Origin of the sequence: Streptomyces flaveus, from assembly GCF_014647675.1 — a bacterium.
In the GTDB taxonomy this organism is placed as follows: Bacteria; Actinomycetota; Actinomycetes; order Streptomycetales; family Streptomycetaceae; genus Streptomyces; species Streptomyces flaveus.
Genome location: NZ_BMPQ01000025.1, coordinates 39,856 through 57,437, shown reverse-complemented (window position 1 = coordinate 57,437; position 17,582 = coordinate 39,856). Strand labels below are relative to the sequence as shown.

Genomic DNA, 17,582 nt, shown 5'->3' with positions numbered 1-17,582 from the left:
CCGGGCGTCCCGGGGGCCATGGTGGGGCGCGAAATTGTGACACTTGCACGTGCAAGTGTCACAATTTCGCGCTCAACTCCCTTGCCCCTCAGCTCGCCAGGGCCTCTTCCGGAGCACCGCTCGGGACGGGCTCCGCCAGCGTCTTCACCTGTTGAGCCTGCTGGGTCCCCGGAGCAGCCCGGTGTGCCGGGTCGCGTACCTCGCCGACCAGGAGTTCCAGTACGTCCTCCAGGGCGACCAGGCCGAGTACGCGGCCCGAGGCGTCGGCGACCTGAGCGAGGTGCGTCGCGGCGCGGCGCATCACGGTCAGTGCGTCGTCCAGCGGGAGCTCGCAGCGCAGGGTCGTCATGGGGCGCCAGATCTGCTGCGGCACGGCCCGCTCCGACTCCTCCAGATCGAGTACGTCCTTCACATGCAGATAGCCCATGAAGGCGCCGTTCTCCGCGCACACCGGGAAGCGGGAGTAGCCGGTGCGGGCGGTGAGCGCGACGACCTGCCCCGGCGTGACCGAAGGGCCGACCGTCACCAGCGACTCGCGGTCCAGGAGCACATCCGTGACCGGGCGGGAGCCCAGCTCCAGGGCGTCCTCCAGGCGCTCCTGCTCCTCGGGGTCGAGGAACCCGGCCTGGCCCGCGTCCTCCACGAGGCGGTTGAGCTGCTCGCTGGTGAAGACCGCCTCGACCTCGTCCTTCGGCTCGACGTGGAAGAGCTTCAGGATCAGGCGGGAGCAGGCGCCGAGGCCCGCGGTGACCGGCTTGCACAGCCGGGCGAAGGCGACCAGGCCGGGGCTGAGCCACAGCGCGGTCTTCTCCGGCGCCGCCATCGCCAGGTTCTTCGGCAGCATCTCGCCGACGACGAGGTGGAGGAAGACGACCGCGGCGAGAGCGATGACGTACCCGAGCGGATGGATCATGCCTTCGGGCAGATGCACCGCATGGAAGACCGGCTCCAGGAGACGGGCCACGGTGGGCTCGGCGACAGCACCGAGCGTCAACGAGCAGACGGTGATGCCGAACTGGGCGGCGGCCATCATCTGCGGCAGGTTCTCCAGGCCGTACATGACCTGCCGGGCGCGTGCGGTGCCGAGCGGTTCGATCTGGCTGCGGCGTACGGAGACGAGCGCGAACTCGGCACCGACGAAGAAACCGTTGGCGAGTACGAGCAGGGCGGCGAACAGAAGTTGGAGCAGACTCATCGGACGGCCTCCGCCACGGCGTCCGCGGCCTTGACCAGACGTACCCGCTCGGCCCGGTAGTGCCCGACCTGGCGGACCGACAGGCGCCAGCCCGGGAGTTCGGCCTTGTCACCGGGTGCCGGGATCCGGCCGAGCAGATCGGCGACGAGGCCGGCGACGGTCTCGTACGGACCCTCGGGCACATCGAGGCCGATGCGCTGGAGGACGTCGACGCGGCAGCTGCCGTCGGCGTCCCAGGTGGGGCGGCCGTCCTCGGAGGGGGCCACGGCGAGTTCCGGCAGGTCGTGTCCGTCGTGCTCGTCGCGGACCTCGCCGACGAGTTCCTCGACGATGTCCTCCAGGGTGACGACGCCGGCCGTGCCGCCGTACTCGTCGACGACGACCGCGATGGGCTGCTCGCTGCGCAGCCGCTCCAGGAGGGGCTTCACCGGCAGGGTCTCCGGGACGAGCAGCGGGGCCTGCGCGATCCGGCCGACGGGGGTGCGCAGCCGTTCGTGCGTGGGCACCGCGAGGGCGTCCTTGAGGTGCACCATGCCGACGATTTCGTCGATGCGCTCCAGGTAGACGGGGAAGCGGGACAGGCCGGTGGCGCGGGTGAGGTTGACGACGTCCTCGGCGGTCGCGGAGGACTGCAGGGCGCTGACCTTCACGCGCGGCGTCATGACGTGCTGCGCGGTGAGGTCCGCCAGGGAGAGGGTGCGGACGAAGAGGTCGGCGGTGTCCTGTTCCAGGGTGCCGGCCCGGGCGGAGTGCCTGGCCAGTGAGACGAGTTCGCCGGGGGTGCGGGCGGAGGCCAGCTCCGCGGTGGGCTCGACGCCGAAGAGGCGGACGAGCCGGTTGGCGACGGCATTCAGGCCGGCGATCACCGGCCTGAACAGACTGGAGAAGAGGTGCTGAGGCCCCGCGACGAAGCGCGCGACCTGCATCGGCCTGGACACCGCCCAGTTCTTGGGCACGAGCTCGCCGATCACCATCTGCACGGCCGAGGCCAGCAGCATGCCGACGATCACGGAGACACCGGGGACGGCGCCTTCGGGGATGCCGATCGAGGTGAACGGGCCGTGCAGCAGCTCGGCGAGCGCCGGTTCGGCGAGCATGCCGACGACGAGGGAGGTGATGGTGATGCCGAGCTGGGTGCCGGAGAGCTGGAAGGACAGCTCCTTGAGCGACTCGACGACCCGGTGGGCCCGTCGGTCACCCTCGGCCGCGGCCTTCTCGGCGTCGGGGCGCTCCACCGTGACGAGGCCGAACTCGGCCGCCACGAAGAAGCCGTTGGCGAGGATCAGGAGGAACGCCGCCCCGAGGAGCAGCAGGGGGATGGTCATGCCGCCGCCTCGATATGCCGGGAGGGGGCGGCGCAGGTACTACAGGACGATCCGTCCATCGCTGGAGGGAGTCACTCCTCGACTAGCAGGAGCCCCTGACTTCCGGGGCGGAACATCAGGGGCGGAGGCGCAACGAAAACGCCTCCGGCACCAGATTAATCAAGACACCCGGAAAAACGGCAGGGTGAATTCATCGGATCAGCCGTGACCTTCGTCGTGCCGGCCGTCGTGCTGTCCGTCGGCGTCGCCGATCGCGCGGGCCTCGGCCAGCGCCCGCAGCGTACGGGCGTCCCTGATCGCCCGCTGTTTCGCGATCCCCGGCTGGATGCCGAGCGCGGGCAGGCTGGTGCCGTCGCTGAGGTTCAGGAACACCCACGGGTCGCCGGGACGCAGGTTGACCTGCAGGATCTCCGCCCAGGCAAGGTGCCGGCGGCTGGCGATGTTGACGACGGTGACCCCGGACTCGTCGGCGACGACTTTCGGCCGTGAGAGCAGCACGAGCACCCCGAAGAGCAGCGCCCCGGTGAAGACGAAGCTGAGACGCTCCCCCGGGCTGAGGTTCTCCAGCAGCATCGCGACCGTCGTGATGACCACGAAGATCGCGGCACCGGCGGTCAGCAGGACGGCACGGGTGCGTCCCGGCCTGAAAGTGACGGGCAGAGCGGGCAGATCCGACATGAACGTGCTCCGGATCCCGGTCAGAGACGGCAGGCGTGGATGGCCGTGGTCAGGATGGCCCGGGCGCCGATGTCGTACAGGTCGTCCATGATCCGCTGGGCTTCCTTGGCCGGGACCATCGCCCGGACGGCGACCCAGCCTTCGTTGTGCAGCGGCGAGACCGTCGGCGACTCCAGACCCGGCGTGAGGGCCACGGCCTTCTCCAACTGCTCGACGCGGCAGTCGTAGTCCATCATCACGTACGTCCGCGCCACCAGGACGCCCTGAAGGCGGCGCAGGAACTGCTGGACCTTCGACTCGGCGGTCTCCTCGGCGTCCGCCCCCGTACGGCGGATGACGACGGCCTCGGACTTCATGATGGGCTCGCCGATGACCGCGAGGCCCGCGTTGCGCAGCGAGGTACCGGTCTCGACGACGTCCGCGATGACCTCGGCGACGCCCAGCTCGATCGCGGTCTCGACGGCGCCGTCGAGGTGGACGACGGAGGCGTCGATGCCGTGGTCGGCGAGGTGCCCCGCGACGATGCCCTCGTACGAGGTGGCGACCGTCATGCCGTTCAGGTCCTCGACGCCGTTCGCCGTGCCCGGCTTGGTGGCGTAGCGGAACGTGGAGCGGGCGAAGCCGAGCGGCAGGATCTCCTCGGCGTCGGCGCCGGAGTCGATGAGCAGGTCGCGTCCGGTGATGCCGATGTCGAGCTGCCCGGAGGAGACGTAGATCGCGATGTCGCGGGGGCGGAGATAGAAGAACTCGACGTCGTTCTCCGGGTCGACGATCCGGAGTTCCTTGGACTCCCGGCGCTGCTGGTAGCCGGCCTCATGCAGCATCTCCGCCGCAGGGCCTGACAGGGAACCCTTGTTGGGGACGGCGATGCGCAGCATGAGGTCGGCTTCCTTTGTTCGTGCGTACGTGCGGGAGTCGGGGTTGCGTCTTTACGGCGACGGCGTGACAGCTCAGAGATGGGCGTACACGTCGTCCAGGGAGATGCCGCGGGCGACCATCATCACCTGAACGTGGTAGAGCAGCTGCGAGATCTCCTCGGCGGCCGCTTCCTTGCCCTCGTACTCGGCGGCCATCCAGACCTCGGCGGCCTCTTCGACGACCTTCTTGCCGATGGCATGGACCCCCTTGCCGACCAGCTCGGCGGTGCGAGAGGTGGCGGGGTCGCCGTTGGCTGCCTTGTGCTGGAGCTCGGTGAAGAGCTCCTCGAACGTCTTCTTGGACATGGTGGCGACCACTTTACGCGCAGCCGCCCGTTCCTCAGCGCCAGGGTTCGGATACCGAGCGCAGTGTGGCCGCGGTCGCCACGGCGGCCGTCACCGCCTCGTGTCCCTTGTCCTCGCTGGAGCCCGCGATGCCCGCGCGGTCGAGGGCCTGTTCCTCGGTGTCGCAGGTCAGCACGCCGAAGCCGATGGGGACGCCGGTGTCCACACAGACCTGGGTGAGGCCCTGGGTGACGCCCTGGCACACGTACTCGAAGTGGGGGGTGCCGCCGCGGATGACGACGCCGAGGGCGACGATCGCGTCGTAGCCGCGGCCCGCGAGGACCTTGGCGACGACCGGCAGCTCGAAGCTGCCGGGGACGCGCAGGACGGTCGGCTCGTCGATGCCCAACTCGCGCAGGGCGCGCAGGGCGCCGTCGACGAGGCCTTCCATCACCTTTTCGTGCCACTGTGCCGCGATCACCGCGACGCGCAGGTCGCCGCAGTTGCGTACGGACAGTTCAGGTGCACCCTTGCCGCTCACGTGTCTCCTTGAGTGTTCTCTTACTGGTTGCCGCAGGGGGACACGGTGGTCGTGTCCAGCCAGGGCAGGTCGTGCCCCATCCGGTCCCGCTTGGTGCGCAGGTAGCGGAGGTTGTGCTCGCCCGCCTTCACGGGCATCGGCTCGCGGTCGGTGACCTTGAGGCCGTGGCGGACGAGTGCGTCGGTCTTGTCGGGGTTGTTGGTCATCAGCCGCACGCTGCGTACACCGAGGTCCTCGAGGATCTGCGCGCCCGCGCCGTAGTCCCGGGCGTCGGCGGGCAGGCCCAGCTCCAGGTTGGCGTCGAGGGTGTCGCGACCGCGCTCCTGGAGCTCGTACGCGCGCAGCTTGGACAGCAGGCCGATGCCGCGCCCCTCGTGCCCACGCAGATACACCACCACTCCCCTGCCCTCGGCGTGGATGCGCTCCAGGGAGGCCTCCAGCTGGGGGCCGCAGTCGCAGCGCAGCGAGTGGAAGATGTCGCCGGTGAGGCACTCGGAGTGGATACGGACGACGACGTTCTCGCCGTCGCCGATCTCGCCGTGGACGAGGGCGACGTGCTCGACGCCGTCGACGGTGGAGCGGTAACCGTATGCCGTGAACTCGCCGTAGGCAGTGGGTAGTTGGGTCTGGGCTTCGCGGCGGACGGTGGGCTCGGAGGTACGGCGGTAGGCGATGAGGTCCTCGATGGAGATGATCGTCAGGCCGTGCTTGCGGGCGAACGGGATCAGCTGGGGCAGCCGCAGCATGCGGCCGTCCTCGCCGGCGATCTCGACGATCGCGCCGGCCGGGCGCAGTCCGGCGAGCCGGGCGAGGTCGACGGCGGCCTCGGTGTGGCCGTTGCGCACGAGCACCCCGCCGGACCTGGCGCGCAGCGGGAAGATGTGGCCGGGGCGGACGAAGTCACCGGCCTGCGCCGTACCGCTCGCCAGCAGTTGGAGTGTGGTGGCGCGGTCGGAGGCGGAGATGCCCGTGGTGACGCCGTGCTCGGGTGTGGCGTCGACGGTGACTGTGAAGGCGGTGCGCATCGACTCGGTGTTGTGCTGCACCATCTGCGGCAGTTCGAGCCGGTCGAGCTCGTCGCCCTCCATCGGCGCGCAGATCATGCCCCGGCACTCGCTCATCATGAAGGCGATGATCTCGGGGGTCGCCTTCTCGGCGGCGACGACGAGGTCGCCCTCGTTCTCCCGGTCCTCGTCGTCGACGACCACGACGGGGCGGCCCGCCGCGATGTCGGCGATGGCCTGCTCGACCGGGTCGAGTGCGAAGTCTTCGATGTTGTCTGTGCTGTACCAGACGGGCGCCACTGTCATGCCGGGGCTCCTTCCAGAACGGGCTGCGCCGCCCTGCGGGAGCGCAGCCACCAGTCGCGCATGCCCCACAGGACGAGTGCGCCGTAGATGATGTAGACGAAGCCGGAGAAGGCGAAGCCGTTGGCGAAGTTGAGCGGCACGCCCACGAGGTCGACCAGAAGCCAGGCGAACCAGAACTCGACCATGCCGCGCGCCTGGGCGTACATGGCGACGATCGTGCCGACGAAGATGTACGCGTCCGGCCAGGGGTCCCACGAGAGGGTCGGGTACGCGGTGAACAGGCCGCCGACCGCGAGGGTGCCGAGGGCGGCGGCGCCGGCCAGGCAGGCGCGCTCCCGCCAGGTGGCGAACCGTACGGCGACCGAACCGTCCTGCGCCTTCCGCCCGCTGCGGTTCCACTGCCAGAAGCCCCAGGCGGCGACGGCCATGACGACCACCTGTTTGCCGGCGCTGCCGGAGAGGTGGGCGGTCGCGAAGGCCGTGAGGAGGATGACGCCGGAGAGGAACTGGGCGGGCCAGGTCCATATGGAGCGTCGCCAGCCGAGGGCGAGGGCGATCAGACCGATGGTGTTGCCCATCATGTCCGCCCACTTGATGTGCTGTCCGAAGACTGTGAAGGCCTCGGAGTTCAGCCAGTTCACCGCCCGGCCTCCTGGCTGCCGAGCAGCCGCTCGACGTACTTGGCGATGACGTCGACCTCGAGGTTGACGGGGTCGCCGGGCTGCTTGAGGCCGAGCGTGGTCAGGGCGAGGGTCGTGGGGATGAGGCTGATGGTGAAGTAGTCGGGGCCCGCGTCGACGACGGTCAGGCTGATGCCGTCGACGGTGATGGAGCCCTTCTCGACGACGTAGCGCCTGAGGTCCTCGGGGAGCGAGATCTTCACGATCTCCCAGTTGTCGGACGGCTTGCGCTCGATCACCTCGCCGGTGCCGTCCACATGGCCCTGCACGATGTGCCCGCCGAGGCGGTCGCCGACGGCCATGGGGCGTTCGAGGTTGACGCGGGAGCCGACGGCGAGGGCGCCGAGGCTGGAGCGGTTCAGGGTCTCGGCCATCACATCGGCGGTGAACTCGTCGCCTTCGTGGTCGACGACCGTGAGACATACGCCGTTGACGGCGATGGAGTCGCCGTGGCGCGCGCCTTCGGTGACTACGGGGCCGCGGAGCCGAAAGCGGGAGGCGTCGTCAAGATTCTCGACGGACGTGACCTCGCCCAGCTCTTCGACGATTCCGGTGAACACTTCCCGGGTCCTCCTGCCTCTTCGGGCACGGACTCCGGGGCCTGTCGATGACGACAGATAGAACGGACGGCGACACCGGGAACGACGCCGAATGAGACGTGCCCCTGGGACACGTCGAAACAGACGGCGACGCGCACGAATGCCCGCCCGCCGCGCACTGCCTCCCATCCGGACTTTAACCGTCGGTCCAGGAATTTCACCTGGTCAACCGGCCGCTGGAAGCGACCGGGTCGCGGACTTTAACCGCCGGTTCGGAGTTTCACCGACCCCGGAGTGCGCTGCTTCTGGTACAGAGCCAGTGTGCCACGCCTGATCGATGCCTACGGGCCCCATGCCTGTGTGCTGGCTCACAGCGCAACTCAATGGACTTCACGGGACACTCATGACGGCCCAACTTCCGTATGGGCACGGCGCCTTATCATTGGTCCATACCTATTGACGCGCTGATTCAGTCCTCTTAGGGTCTGCGTTCACCGACCCGCCCCCAAGAGCGACCCGGCGGCGGTGACGGAGGCCCTTGCCCCGCCGCCGGGTCTCCTGCCCGGCTTCTGCCGCATGGTCACCGCCCGAACAACTCGTCCTGCGCCCCCTCCCGAGCCATCAGCAACGCCCCCCGAAGCACCGCCCCGCCCCCCAGCGAACTGGCCCGCACCTCGGTGGGCAGCGGTGACATCCGGGTGAGCCGCTCCTGGACGCGCGCTGCCAGCGTCTCGCCGCCGGCCTGCCCGATCTCCCCCGCGAGCACCACACACCCGGGGTCCAGCACGGCGATCACGGACGCGGCCCCGATGGCCACACGATCGGCGAGCGCGTCGAGGAACTGGTCCGCCGCACCGCCGACCGCCGCCCGCACCAAGGCCGCCGCCTGCGGCTCATGAGGCGACGGGGGTGCCACGACCCCGTACCGCCCGGCGAGTTCGACGATCGCCGCAGCACCCGCGAGTGAGTGGAAGCCCCCGTCGCAGGCCGTCGCCGACGGCAGTCCCGAGGTTCCCGGGACCGGGAGGAAGCCGATTTCGCCGGTGCCGCCGGAGGCGCCCCTGCGCAGGGTGCCGTCGAGGACGACGGCGGCGCCGATGCCGTGGCCGAGCCAGAGGAGGACGAAGGTGTCCCGGTCGTGGGCGGAGCCGGCCCGCTGCTCCGCCAGGGCCGCGAGGTTCGTCTCGTTCTCGACGAGGACGCGGGCCGCGAGCCGGTCGTCGAGGGCGGCGACGAGGCGCCGGTGCCACTCGGGCAGTCCGGAGGAGTCGCGGAGTTCGCCGGTGGCGGGGTCGATCAGGCCGGGCGCGCCGATCCCCACCGTGTGCAGCCGGTCGGCGCCTGCCTCCTTGGCCGTACGCTCGACCAGCGTGACCGCCTGCTCGACGGCGGACCCGGTGCCCGCCTCGTCCCCGATCGGCACCGACGCCTCGGCCAGCACCGTACCCAGCAGATCCGTGACGACCACGGACACGCCCTCGGTGCGTACATCCAGCGCGGCCAGATGCGCGAGGTCGGCGACGATCCCGTACAGCCGGGCGTTCGGGCCACGGCGCTGCTCCCCCGCCTCCCCCACGACCGCGATCAGCCCGGCGGCCGTGAGGCGTTCCACGAGGTCGGCGACCGTGGGCCGGGACAGTCCGGTGAGCTGTTTCAACTGCCCTGCCGTCAAAGGGCCTTCCTGCTGCAGCAGCCGCAGGGCGAGCCGGTCGTTGATGGCCCGGGCAGTACTCGGAGATGCGGGCATGCCGGGATCCTTCCAGATTGGAGGGGCAGGGCGACCAGGGCCCGATTTCCGCTATCTATCAGGCAGGGACCCTGATAGTTTACGTCGGCGGATCGGCAGAGCGGACAGCCGCGACGGAGGGCCCGGAGACGTGAGTGAAGTGGTCTACGACAAACGCGAGTTGAGGCGCGCCCGGTACGCCGTGGCGACGGTTTTCGCCGTGCACGGCGCCGTGACGGGCTCGTTCGCGACCCGCGTCCCGTGGATCCAGGATCACGCCTCGGTGAGTGCGGGCCAGCTGGGTGTGGCGCTCGCGTTCCCCGCGATCGGCGCCTCCGTGGCTATGCCGCTGGCCAGCGGGATCAGCCACCGCTTCGGTGCCCGTGCGGCCCTGCGCGGGCTGCTCGCGCTGTGGACGCTGGCCCTGGTGCTCCCCTCGCTCGCGCCGAACCTGCTCACCCTGTGCGTGGCCCTCTTCGTGTACGGCGCCACCGCGGGCATGGCCGACGTGGTGATGAACGCGCTGGGCGTGGAGGTCGAGAACCGTCTCGACAAGTCGATCATGTCCGGCCTGCACGGCTGGTGGAGCGCGGGCGCCCTGATCGGCTCGGCGGCCGGCACCCTCGCCGCCCATCTGGGCTCGGACGCCCGCCTCCATCACGCGCTGGCGGCCGTGGCGCTCACGCTGATCGGTGTGGCCGCCTGTCAGGGCGTACTGGATCTGCGGCCGACGGAGGACGAGGAGGCGCCGCCGCGGTTCGCGCTGCCGCCCAGGTCCGCGCTGCTCATCGGTGCGGTCGGGTTCTGCGCGGTGTTCGCGGAAGGGGCCAGCCTGGACTGGTCGGCGGTCTATCTGCGGGACGTGCTCGGCAGCTCGGCGGGGGTCGCGGCGGCGTCCACGACCGGCTTCACGCTCACCATGGCGCTCGCACGCATCGCGGGTGACAGGGTGATCGACCGCTTCGGGCCGGTCCGCACCGTACGCGTCGGCGGCTTCCTCGCGACCCTCGGCGGACTGCTCGTGGTGGTAGCCGGACACGTCGGAAACACAGCGGTCGCGATGAGCGGCTTCGCACTCCTTGGCCTCGGCATCGCCGTCGTCGTCCCGCTCTGCTTCGCGGCGGCCGGACGCAGCGGCCCCAACCCCGCCCAGGCCATCGCGGGCGTCGCCACCATCACGTACACCTCGGGCCTGATCGCCCCCTCCGCGATCGGCACGATCGCGGACGCGACGAGCCTGATGGTGTCCTTCGGCCTGGTGACGGCCTTGACCTTCGGGCTCGTCGCGTTCGCGGGCGTCCTGCGGACGGGCGGTCGGCAGACCGGCGGACTCGCTTCACACGAACCGGTTCAGCGCGCCAAGTCGTAGGCGTAGTCCGGCGCGAAGGACCCCGGCGCGCCCAGACAACCGTCGGACTCGCCCGGCAGCTTGATCCACAGGTAGCCGTCGATCCGGGCCTGACCGGTGCTCAGAGTCGGGGCCTGGCCCAGTTTGCGGCCCACCGGATCGCACCACTCGCCGTCGGCCGGGGCGCCGTTGCCGTTGCGGCTGGTGTCGATCACGGCGCCGAGGCTCGCGGGACCGCCGAGCGCGTCGAGGGTCCGCCGGACGTACGCGATCTCGCCGCTCGTACCGTTGAAGTTGGAGACGTTGCTGAAGATGCCGTCCGAGGAGGCGGCCGAGGCGGCGCCCGCCTGCCGTAGCAGCGAGGCCTGCTTCGCCGGGGAGTTCCAGCCGGAGTGGCCCGCGTCGTGGTAGACCCGGGCGTTCGGGTTCGCGGCCTTGAGGACGCGGCCCGCGCGGGCCAACGAGGCGAAGCGGTCGGCCCGTTGACCTTCCGAGAGGCAGTCGGACTGGGCGATGGCGTCGGGCTCCAGGATCACGACGACCTCGCCGGAGCCGAGGCCCGCCGCGAACTTGTCGATCCACGCGTCGTACTCGTCGAGGTTCCCCGCCCCGCCCTGGGAGTGCCCGCCGCAGTCGCGCTGCGGAATCGCGTACGGCACCACGACCGGGACGCTCCCCTTGGCCGCGGCGGCGGACGTGACCGCGCGGACCCGCGAGGTGATGGTGCCCGGAGCGAACTCCGCGAACCACACTGCCTGCGGACGGTCCGCTATCCGGGACTCTATGAGCGCGGCACGCGGGTCGTTGCGGTTCGCGGCGACCCAGTCGAGCACATTGGAATCGGGGTAGCGGTACAGATTCGTGGACGCCTCGACGGTCTTCTTCTTCACCTCGGGCTTCGGGGCTTTCGACGGCTTGGGGCTCGGCTTGGCCGAGGACTTGGACGGCGAGGGGGACGGCGAAGGGGACGCCTTCGTGGGCGAGGCGGTCGGCACGGCAGGACCGGGCTCCAGGAGCGGGGAGCTGGTCACCTCCGGGCGGGCCTCGTCGCCGCGTCCGTCGTCGAGTGCGGACATCATCCCCGTCGCGGTGCCGACCGCCACCACGGCGGAGGCCACCGACACCATGACGCCACGCCGGGCGGCGCGACTGCGCTCGGCCTTGCGTTCGGCCAGGCGCCGGGCACGTTTGCCTGACACTCGGTGTTCCCCCCTCTTCCCGCTCTTCCCGATCGAGCACGTTCCCCCGTTCTGGGGAAGCGTTCGGCCCGTCGGACCTTTAGCCACCCTAAGGGTGGGACGCTGCATCCATGGTCCAGTTGGAACATTTCGCGACACCCGTGGACAAGGTCGTATCTCGTTTGCGCACGCTGAGCACGACTTGGCCCGAGCGGGACGGCGTCGCGGTTTTCAACCGCGTCTACCTCACCGTCACGGAGGAGGTCGACCGGCACGTGGACGCCGGCCAATTCCCCGACGCGCAGGCCGCGATCACGCTGGATGTACGGTTCGCCGAGCGTTACCTCGCGGCCGTCGAGGCGGTGACCGAAGAGCGCCGTCCGCCCGCCTGCTGGCGTCCGCTGTTCCAGTTCCGGCGCCATCCCGGCGTACGCCCCTTGCAGTTCGCGCTAGCGGGCATCAATGCGCACATCGGCCACGATCTGGCGCTCGCCGTAGTAGACGCTTGTCGTACGCTCGACTGCGAGCCCGTCTACCTGGAGGACGAGTTCGACCGCGTGGGCGACATCCTCATCGCGCTGGAGGAGCGCATCCGCGAAGATCTGATGCCGGGCCCCGACGTCCTCCAGATCGCCGATCCGCTCACCCATCTGATCGGCTCGTGGAGCCTGGAGCGGGCGCGGGACGGAGCGTGGTCGGCGGCCCGCGCGCTGTGGGCCCTGCGCGCACTGCCCGACCTCGCCGACGAGTTCGCCCGCCGCCTGGATGCGGCCGTCGGTCTGGCGAGCCGGATGCTGCTCACCCCACTGCCGGATTGATCCGGCCACACCGGCTCGGCACCGCCGAATCGGGGTACGCGCGCGTTAGGTTGACCGTTGAACTGCCTTAGGCGAACCGACGCGAAGGAGCGTACGCATGGCCACCAGGTTGGGTCTCTGTCTTCCCCAGGCGCAGCAGTACGACATCGGACGGGACGTACCCGATGTGGCGCGCACCGCCGAGCAGATCGGCTACGAGAGCTTGTGGGTGTACGAGCGCGCCCTGTTTCCGGAGCCCGCGACGCAGGGCTTGTACGGCGTCCCGGGCCTGCCCTGGCCCGAGCACTACCGCAGTGTCCCCGACGCGCTGGTCACGCTGACGCTGGCGGTCACGGCCACCGAGCGGGTCCGGCTCGGCACGAGCGTCCTGGTCGCCCCGCTGCACGGGCCGTTCCAGCTGGCCAAGACGCTCGGGACGCTGGACGCGGCCAGTGGCGGCCGGGTGGTGGCGGGCTTCGGCACGGGCTGGTCGCTGGACGAGTACGCGGCCGCCGGCGTCGCGCCGTTCGAGGAGCGCGGCAAGGTCCTGGACGAGGTCCTCGACGTGTGCCAGGCGGTTTGGGGCCCGGACCCGGTGGAGTACGAGGGCCGCCTCACCAAGATCGCGTCGTCCGTGGTCGGGCCCAAGCCCGCCCGGCCGATCCCGGTCCTGCTGCCCGCCAACACCAAGAAGGCGCTGACCCGGCTCGTCGACCGCGCCGACGGCTGGCTGCCGATCGCCATGGGTGCCGAGCAGCTCGCCGCACAGTGGCGGCAGGTGCAGGACCTGGCGGCCGAGCGCGGCCGGACGAAGCCGATCGAGACCGCGGTGCGGGTGAACGGCGTGCAGTACACGGCGAAGGCGTACGACGGCGCCGACCGCGCCCCGTTCCAGGGCAACGTCGAGCAGATCGTGACGGACCTCAAGGCCCACGCCGAGGTCGGCCTCGACGAGTTCTTCCTCGACCTCCAGGCCTCGACGCGGGACGCCCAGGAGCTCAAGGACGTGGCCGCCGAGGTGTACACGGCGGCGCGGGCGGCCGGGATCTGAGGCTCTCGGCAACCGCCGGCCGGCCCGGTCTCAGTCCTCGGGCAGTTCCACCGGTGCGATCTCTTCGTAGACGTCGCCGGGTCCGGGGTTGGCCGGGTCGGCCTGGCCGCCGAGGTGGTGCATGACACCCCACACGGCGTTCAGCGCGGTCTGCACGGCGCCCTCGGCCCAGCCCGCCGTCCAGGAGATGTCGTCGCCCGCCAGGAAGATGCCGCGCTTGTCCTCGGGGAGCCGGTCCTGCATGAAGTGCGTGAACAGGCGCCGCTGGTAGCGGTAGTGGCCGGGCAGGTTGGCCTTGAACGCGCCCATGAAATGGGGCTCGTTCTCCCAGGACACGGTCACCGGGCTGCCGATGATGTGCTTCCTGATGTCGACCTTCGGATAGATCTCACCGAGCGACTTCAGCATGACCTCCATCCGCTCGTTCGCGGACAGCGGCAGCCATTTCAGACTGTCGTCGCACCAGGTGTAGGAGAGGCAGATGACAGCGGGCTTGTCCGGACCGTTGTCGAGGAGGTAGGTGCCGCGCGTCATACGGTCGGTGAGGGTCATCGACATGACGTCCCGCCCCGTTTTTTCGTCCCTGCCGAGCCAGAAAGGCCGGTCGACCGGCACGAAGAGCTTGCTCGACTCCATGTAGTGGGTGCGCTCGATGGCGGTCCAGTGGTCGATCGGGAAGAGCGAGTCGTCGCAGTCGACCTTGGAGAGCAGCATCCAGGACTGGGCGGTGAAGATCGCCGCCTGGTACGTACGGATGTCGCCGTTCGCGTCCGTCACGGTGATCCGGTTTCCGGCGGTGCGGTTCAGGCGGGTCACGGCGGGCTTCGGACTTCCGTCGTGCAGCTTCGCGAGCGATGTCCCGTACGGCCAGTGGACGATCTTCTCCGGCTCGCGTTCCCAGAGCCGGAGCGGGAGTTGCCGGCTGCCGCCGACGATGCCGCGGTGGTGGTCGTCGGCCTCGGTGTAGACGACGCGCAGGATCTCGAGGATCGAGTTGGGGAAGTCGGTGTCCCAGCCGCCCGTGCCGAAGCCGACCTGGCCGAAGATCTCGCGGTGCCGAAAGGATCTGAAGGCCTCCGAGTCGCAGAGGAAGCCGTAGAAGGTCTGGTCGTCGAGCTTCTCGACCAGCCTGGCCCAGATCTCGCGGATGCGCGGGACGTCGCGCTCGCGCATGGCCTGGTTCATGGCGGAGAAGTCGGCGCCCTCTTCGAGGCAGGCGTTCCAGGCCGCCGCCACTTGGCGGTAGACCTCGGGCAGGTCGTCGATGGTCCGGGCGTAGTGGGACTCGCCCTTGAGGTCGACGACCGTCGAAGGCGTCACCTCGGCAAGGGGGTTGGGAAACGGCCGGGTCTCGAGGCCCACCAGGTCGATGTAGTGCTGGAGGGCGGTGGAGGACGGCGGGAAGCGCATCGCGCCCAGTTCGGCGGTGAGGGAGGGATCGCACCCGTCGAAGCCCACCGTCCGCAGTCGGCCGCCGATCTCGTCGGCCTCGTACACGACGGGCTTCAGGCCCATCTTCATCAGCTCGTACGCCGCCACGATGCCGGACAGACCGCCGCCGATGACGGCGATCTCGGTGCCGTGTGCGGTCGCCGGGATCTGGCCGAGGCCGGCGGGATGCGCGAGGAAGTCGTCGTACGCGTACGGGAAGTCCGGGCCGAACATGGTGATCGGCGGCTGCTGCTTGTCTGCGTGCTCGACGGCGTTGGGCACGGTGGACGTCATGGGGTGCGGACTCCTTGCGCGAAAAGCTTGTTCAGGGGGTGGCGGGGTTTTCAGATCAGGGACCCGTAGAGACCGGGGCGCCGGTCCTTCAGGTACGGGTTCTCCTCGCGTGAGGCGGCGAGGAACGCGGGGTCCACGTCACCGAAGACGAGTTCCTCCCCGCGACCCGCGCGGGCCCGGGCGCATCCGTCGGGCCCGGCCAGCGTGGAGAGTCCGACGAACTCGAACTCCCCTTCCGCACCGACCCGGTTGACGTACGCGACGTACATCTGGTTCTCGAAGGCGCGCACCGGTACGACGGACTCGGCGACGAACTGGAACGGGTGCATCTGGGCCGTGGGGACCACGAGGAGGTCGGTGCCGGCCAGGGCGTGAGCGCGGACGTTCTCCGGGAACTCCACGTCGTAGCAGATCATGAGGCCGATGCGGAGGCCGCCGAACTCGGCCTGGACGACCGGCTCGTCGCCCGGCGTGAAGTGCTCGCGTTCGAAGCAGCCGAAGAGGTGCGTCTTGCGGTAGTTGGCGAGCCGCGTGCCGTCGGGGGCGATCAGCTGGGCGGAGTTGAAGACGGTCTCGCCGTCGCGCTCCGGGTAGCCGTACGCGACCGCGAGTCCGTGCCGCCCGGCGATCTCCGCGACCGCGTCGGCCCCGTCCCCGTCGGCGGGCTCGGCAAGGCGGCCCACGTCCGCCCCGATCGCGTACCCGCTCAGAAACATCTCCGGCGCCATCAGCAGCCCGGCCCCCGCATCGGCGGCACGCCCCGCGGCCTCGTCGAGAACCTTGAGGTTCGCGGCGACGGAGCCGAGGCGTCCGGAGCTCTGGAGCAGGGCGGTGCGCATGGGTGTTCCTCACCGGGGGCGGAGGGGGTCTGGGGGCCAGATCGACGGTACGGGCGGTGACTTCGGGCGGACAAGGCGGTGTTGTTGCGCGTTTGAGGGTGGATCGTTGCGTACATCGAGGGCTGGGCGGCGATTCGTTGCGCACGGGTGGTTTCACGGTCGGACCTTGGCGGTCGAGGCTCTGGCCAGCAGGATCAGTGCTGTCAGCAGGTACGGCACGGCGAGCACCGCGAACACCATGCTGTGCGTCGCCTGCGCGCCGATGACCGCGTACACGCCGAACACGGCGACCGTGGCCAGCTCGGTGCCCAGGCTCGCGACGGAGGTGAGGGTGGCCCGGCGGGTGTCGTCGATGCGGTGCTGGAGCCTGACCTCGGCGAGCACCTCGGCCAGGTGGAAGCCGCCGAAGGCGACGGCGACGAGGGCGATACCGGCAGGCGTACGCGTCAGCGCACCGACGGCGAGGGCGAGCGCGGCGCCCGCGATCACCGCCGCGAGCCCGGTCGTCCCGAGGCGTTCGGCCGCTCCCGTGAGCAGGCTGCCTGCCGCGACCACTCCCCAGACCAGCAAGAGCAGGTAGGGCACCGTCTGGTCGGCCACGCCCGTGTCGCGGATCAGGAGCGAGGTGTACTCGTCGAGCGCGCCCCATACCGCGGCGACGGCCGGCACGAGCAGCAGAGCGCCGCGCACGGAACGGTCACGGTGTGCTTCGGCGAGGCCGGTGCGCAAGGTCGTCGCCCAGCCGTCGTCACCGGTCTCCGGCGGCACCCGGTGCTCCGGGAACCGGGTCGCCGACGCCGCGGTCAGCAGGCAGGCCAGGACGCTGACTGCGCCGACGGCCGGGTAGCCGCCCAGCGCGAGCACCGGTCCGGCCAGTCCCATCGACGCCATCGTGGCCAGCAGTCGCGCCGCCCTGGACCGGCCCATGACGCGGGCGTAGCGGTCGGCGGCGCCGAGCCGGTCCAGCTCCTCATAGACCAGCGCCTCCAGCGCGCCGGAGCCGAGCGCTCCGCCCGCGCCCCACAGGACGAAGCCGAGCGCGAAGGCCCCGTACGACGGGACGAGCACCCACAGCGCGAAGCCTGCGGCGGTGAGCAGCGGGCCGACCCACAGCAGCGTCCGCCGCGAGAAGGCGTCCGCCCAGGCACCGGAGGGGACCTCCAGCAGTACGCCGGTGATCGACCACAGGGCGAAGAGAGAGGAGATCTGCCACAGGGACATCCCGGTGTCGGCGAACAGCAGGGCGTACACCGGGTAGAGCAGGACGAGGTCGTCGAGGAACGCGTAGCCGTACAACGTGGCCGTGAGCCGCCGTCCACCGGTGGTCTCGGGCACACGCGCAGGTGAGATTGTCATGAGGCCTTCCCGCAGGGACGAATCGGACGCCGGAGGTACAGCGCCCGAGGCGGTCCTCGGGAGGCACGGCTGGTGGATCAATGTCGCCAGGT

17 protein-coding genes and 1 riboswitch are annotated in these 17,582 nt (G+C 70.3%); of the genes, 3 read left to right on the top strand and 14 right to left on the bottom strand.

All coding sequences use genetic code 11. The features are described from left to right. Nucleotides 1-88: 88 nt before the first annotated feature. The 10 genes from IEZ21_RS34775 to IEZ21_RS34730 form a co-directional block, all read right to left on the bottom strand. Nucleotides 89-1,195 carry a hemolysin family protein gene (locus IEZ21_RS34775; protein WP_189325801.1) on the bottom strand — a complete coding sequence of 369 codons (1,107 nt, stop codon included), beginning with the start codon at nt 1,193-1,195 and terminating at the stop codon, nt 89-91. After that, entirely contained in the window at nt 1,192-2,520 is a 1,329-nt protein-coding gene (locus IEZ21_RS34770) for a hemolysin family protein (protein WP_189325800.1), read from the bottom strand. The genes IEZ21_RS34775 and IEZ21_RS34770 overlap by 4 nt, the downstream gene beginning before the upstream one ends. Before the next feature lie 198 nt (nt 2,521-2,718). Then, nucleotides 2,719-3,198, bottom strand: a complete 480-nt coding sequence (locus IEZ21_RS34765) for a PH domain-containing protein (protein ID WP_189325799.1) — start codon at nt 3,196-3,198, stop codon at nt 2,719-2,721. A 20-nt stretch (nt 3,199-3,218) separates the two neighbouring features. Continuing rightward, nucleotides 3,219-4,076, bottom strand: coding sequence for an ATP phosphoribosyltransferase (gene hisG / locus IEZ21_RS34760; RefSeq protein ID WP_189325798.1), 858 nt, complete (start codon nt 4,074-4,076; stop codon nt 3,219-3,221). A gap of 72 nt (nt 4,077-4,148) precedes the next feature. Further along, nucleotides 4,149-4,421 carry a phosphoribosyl-ATP diphosphatase gene (locus tag IEZ21_RS34755; protein WP_031486114.1) on the bottom strand — a complete coding sequence of 91 codons (273 nt, stop codon included), beginning with the start codon at nt 4,419-4,421 and terminating at the stop codon, nt 4,149-4,151. A 34-nt stretch (nt 4,422-4,455) separates the two neighbouring features. Further along, nucleotides 4,456-4,941: a 6,7-dimethyl-8-ribityllumazine synthase gene (ribH, locus tag IEZ21_RS34750; RefSeq protein WP_033321827.1), complete on the bottom strand. Its 486-nt coding sequence runs from the start codon at nt 4,939-4,941 to the stop codon at nt 4,456-4,458. Nucleotides 4,942-4,961: 20 nt separating this feature from the next. Beyond that, a complete protein-coding gene (locus IEZ21_RS34745; RefSeq protein ID WP_189325797.1) occupies nt 4,962-6,251 on the bottom strand; it encodes a bifunctional 3,4-dihydroxy-2-butanone-4-phosphate synthase/GTP cyclohydrolase II in 1,290 nt (429 codons plus the stop codon). After that, on the bottom strand, nt 6,248-6,892 hold the full coding sequence (locus tag IEZ21_RS34740) for a nicotinamide mononucleotide transporter family protein (protein WP_189325796.1): 645 nt from the start codon (nt 6,890-6,892) through the stop codon (nt 6,248-6,250). The genes IEZ21_RS34745 and IEZ21_RS34740 overlap by 4 nt, the downstream gene beginning before the upstream one ends. After that, the gene (locus tag IEZ21_RS34735) at nt 6,889-7,491 is read right to left on the bottom strand and encodes a riboflavin synthase (protein WP_189325795.1); all 603 of its coding nucleotides are present in this window, start codon (nt 7,489-7,491) and stop codon (nt 6,889-6,891) included. Before IEZ21_RS34735 ends, IEZ21_RS34740 begins: the two co-directional genes overlap by 4 nt. 150 nt (nt 7,492-7,641) lie before the next feature. After that, nucleotides 7,642-7,772: riboswitch (FMN riboswitch) on the bottom strand. Nucleotides 7,773-8,050: 278 nt separating this feature from the next. Beyond that, nucleotides 8,051-9,217 (bottom strand): ROK family transcriptional regulator, encoded by a 1,167-nt coding sequence (locus IEZ21_RS34730; protein WP_189325794.1) that lies wholly within the window; start codon nt 9,215-9,217, stop codon nt 8,051-8,053. Nucleotides 9,218-9,347: 130 nt separating this feature from the next. On the opposite strand from IEZ21_RS34730, the gene IEZ21_RS34725 reads away from it, so the two are divergent. Next, the gene (locus IEZ21_RS34725; protein ID WP_189325793.1) at nt 9,348-10,565 is read left to right on the top strand and encodes an MFS transporter; all 1,218 of its coding nucleotides are present in this window, start codon (nt 9,348-9,350) and stop codon (nt 10,563-10,565) included. Here the strand turns inward: IEZ21_RS34725 and IEZ21_RS34720 are convergent. Next, nucleotides 10,547-11,671 (bottom strand): glycoside hydrolase family 6 protein, encoded by a 1,125-nt coding sequence (locus tag IEZ21_RS34720; protein WP_189325856.1) that lies wholly within the window; start codon nt 11,669-11,671, stop codon nt 10,547-10,549. The genes IEZ21_RS34725 and IEZ21_RS34720 overlap by 19 nt on opposite strands. Before the next feature lie 182 nt (nt 11,672-11,853). Here IEZ21_RS34720 and IEZ21_RS34715 point away from each other — a divergent pair, with 182 nt between their 5' ends. Both IEZ21_RS34715 and IEZ21_RS34710 read left to right on the top strand, forming a co-directional pair. Next, on the top strand, nt 11,854-12,540 hold the full coding sequence (locus IEZ21_RS34715; protein ID WP_189325792.1) for a DUF5995 family protein: 687 nt from the start codon (nt 11,854-11,856) through the stop codon (nt 12,538-12,540). A gap of 97 nt (nt 12,541-12,637) precedes the next feature. Next, complete coding sequence (locus IEZ21_RS34710) at nt 12,638-13,570, top strand: LLM class F420-dependent oxidoreductase (RefSeq protein WP_189325791.1); 933 nt, start codon at nt 12,638-12,640, stop codon at nt 13,568-13,570. Between the two features lie 30 nt (nt 13,571-13,600). Here IEZ21_RS34710 and IEZ21_RS34705 read toward each other — a convergent pair whose 3' ends face one another. From IEZ21_RS34705 to IEZ21_RS34695, 3 genes are all read right to left on the bottom strand, one after another. Beyond that, nucleotides 13,601-15,295, bottom strand: a complete 1,695-nt coding sequence (locus IEZ21_RS34705; protein WP_189325790.1) for a flavin monoamine oxidase family protein — start codon at nt 15,293-15,295, stop codon at nt 13,601-13,603. Between the two features lie 50 nt (nt 15,296-15,345). Further along, nucleotides 15,346-16,134, bottom strand: coding sequence for a carbon-nitrogen hydrolase family protein (locus tag IEZ21_RS34700; protein WP_189325789.1), 789 nt, complete (start codon nt 16,132-16,134; stop codon nt 15,346-15,348). A gap of 153 nt (nt 16,135-16,287) precedes the next feature. Next, complete coding sequence (locus tag IEZ21_RS34695) at nt 16,288-17,490, bottom strand: MFS transporter (protein ID WP_189325788.1); 1,203 nt, start codon at nt 17,488-17,490, stop codon at nt 16,288-16,290. Between the last annotated feature and the right edge of the window lie 92 nt (nt 17,491-17,582).

What these genes read in the sequence shown, in the direction of transcription:
- IEZ21_RS34775 (WP_189325801.1), bottom strand. Translation starts at nt 1,195, where the DNA reads ATGAGTCTGCTCCAACTTCTGTTCGCCGCCCTGCTCGTACTCGCCAAC.
- IEZ21_RS34770 (WP_189325800.1), bottom strand. Translation starts at nt 2,520, where the DNA reads ATGACCATCCCCCTGCTGCTCCTCGGGGCGGCGTTCCTCCTGATCCTC.
- IEZ21_RS34765 (WP_189325799.1), bottom strand. Translation starts at nt 3,198, where the DNA reads ATGTCGGATCTGCCCGCTCTGCCCGTCACTTTCAGGCCGGGACGCACC.
- hisG (WP_189325798.1), bottom strand. Translation starts at nt 4,076, where the DNA reads ATGCTGCGCATCGCCGTCCCCAACAAGGGTTCCCTGTCAGGCCCTGCG.
- IEZ21_RS34755 (WP_031486114.1), bottom strand. Translation starts at nt 4,421, where the DNA reads ATGTCCAAGAAGACGTTCGAGGAGCTCTTCACCGAGCTCCAGCACAAG.
- IEZ21_RS34745 (WP_189325797.1), bottom strand. Translation starts at nt 6,251, where the DNA reads ATGACAGTGGCGCCCGTCTGGTACAGCACAGACAACATCGAAGACTTC.
- IEZ21_RS34730 (WP_189325794.1), bottom strand. Translation starts at nt 9,217, where the DNA reads ATGCCCGCATCTCCGAGTACTGCCCGGGCCATCAACGACCGGCTCGCC.
- IEZ21_RS34720 (WP_189325856.1), bottom strand. Translation starts at nt 11,671, where the DNA reads ATGGTGTCGGTGGCCTCCGCCGTGGTGGCGGTCGGCACCGCGACGGGG.
- IEZ21_RS34715 (WP_189325792.1), top strand. Translation starts at nt 11,854, where the DNA reads ATGGTCCAGTTGGAACATTTCGCGACACCCGTGGACAAGGTCGTATCT.
- IEZ21_RS34710 (WP_189325791.1), top strand. Translation starts at nt 12,638, where the DNA reads ATGGCCACCAGGTTGGGTCTCTGTCTTCCCCAGGCGCAGCAGTACGAC.
- IEZ21_RS34705 (WP_189325790.1), bottom strand. Translation starts at nt 15,295, where the DNA reads ATGACGTCCACCGTGCCCAACGCCGTCGAGCACGCAGACAAGCAGCAG.
- IEZ21_RS34700 (WP_189325789.1), bottom strand. Translation starts at nt 16,134, where the DNA reads ATGCGCACCGCCCTGCTCCAGAGCTCCGGACGCCTCGGCTCCGTCGCC.
- IEZ21_RS34695 (WP_189325788.1), bottom strand. Translation starts at nt 17,490, where the DNA reads ATGACAATCTCACCTGCGCGTGTGCCCGAGACCACCGGTGGACGGCGG.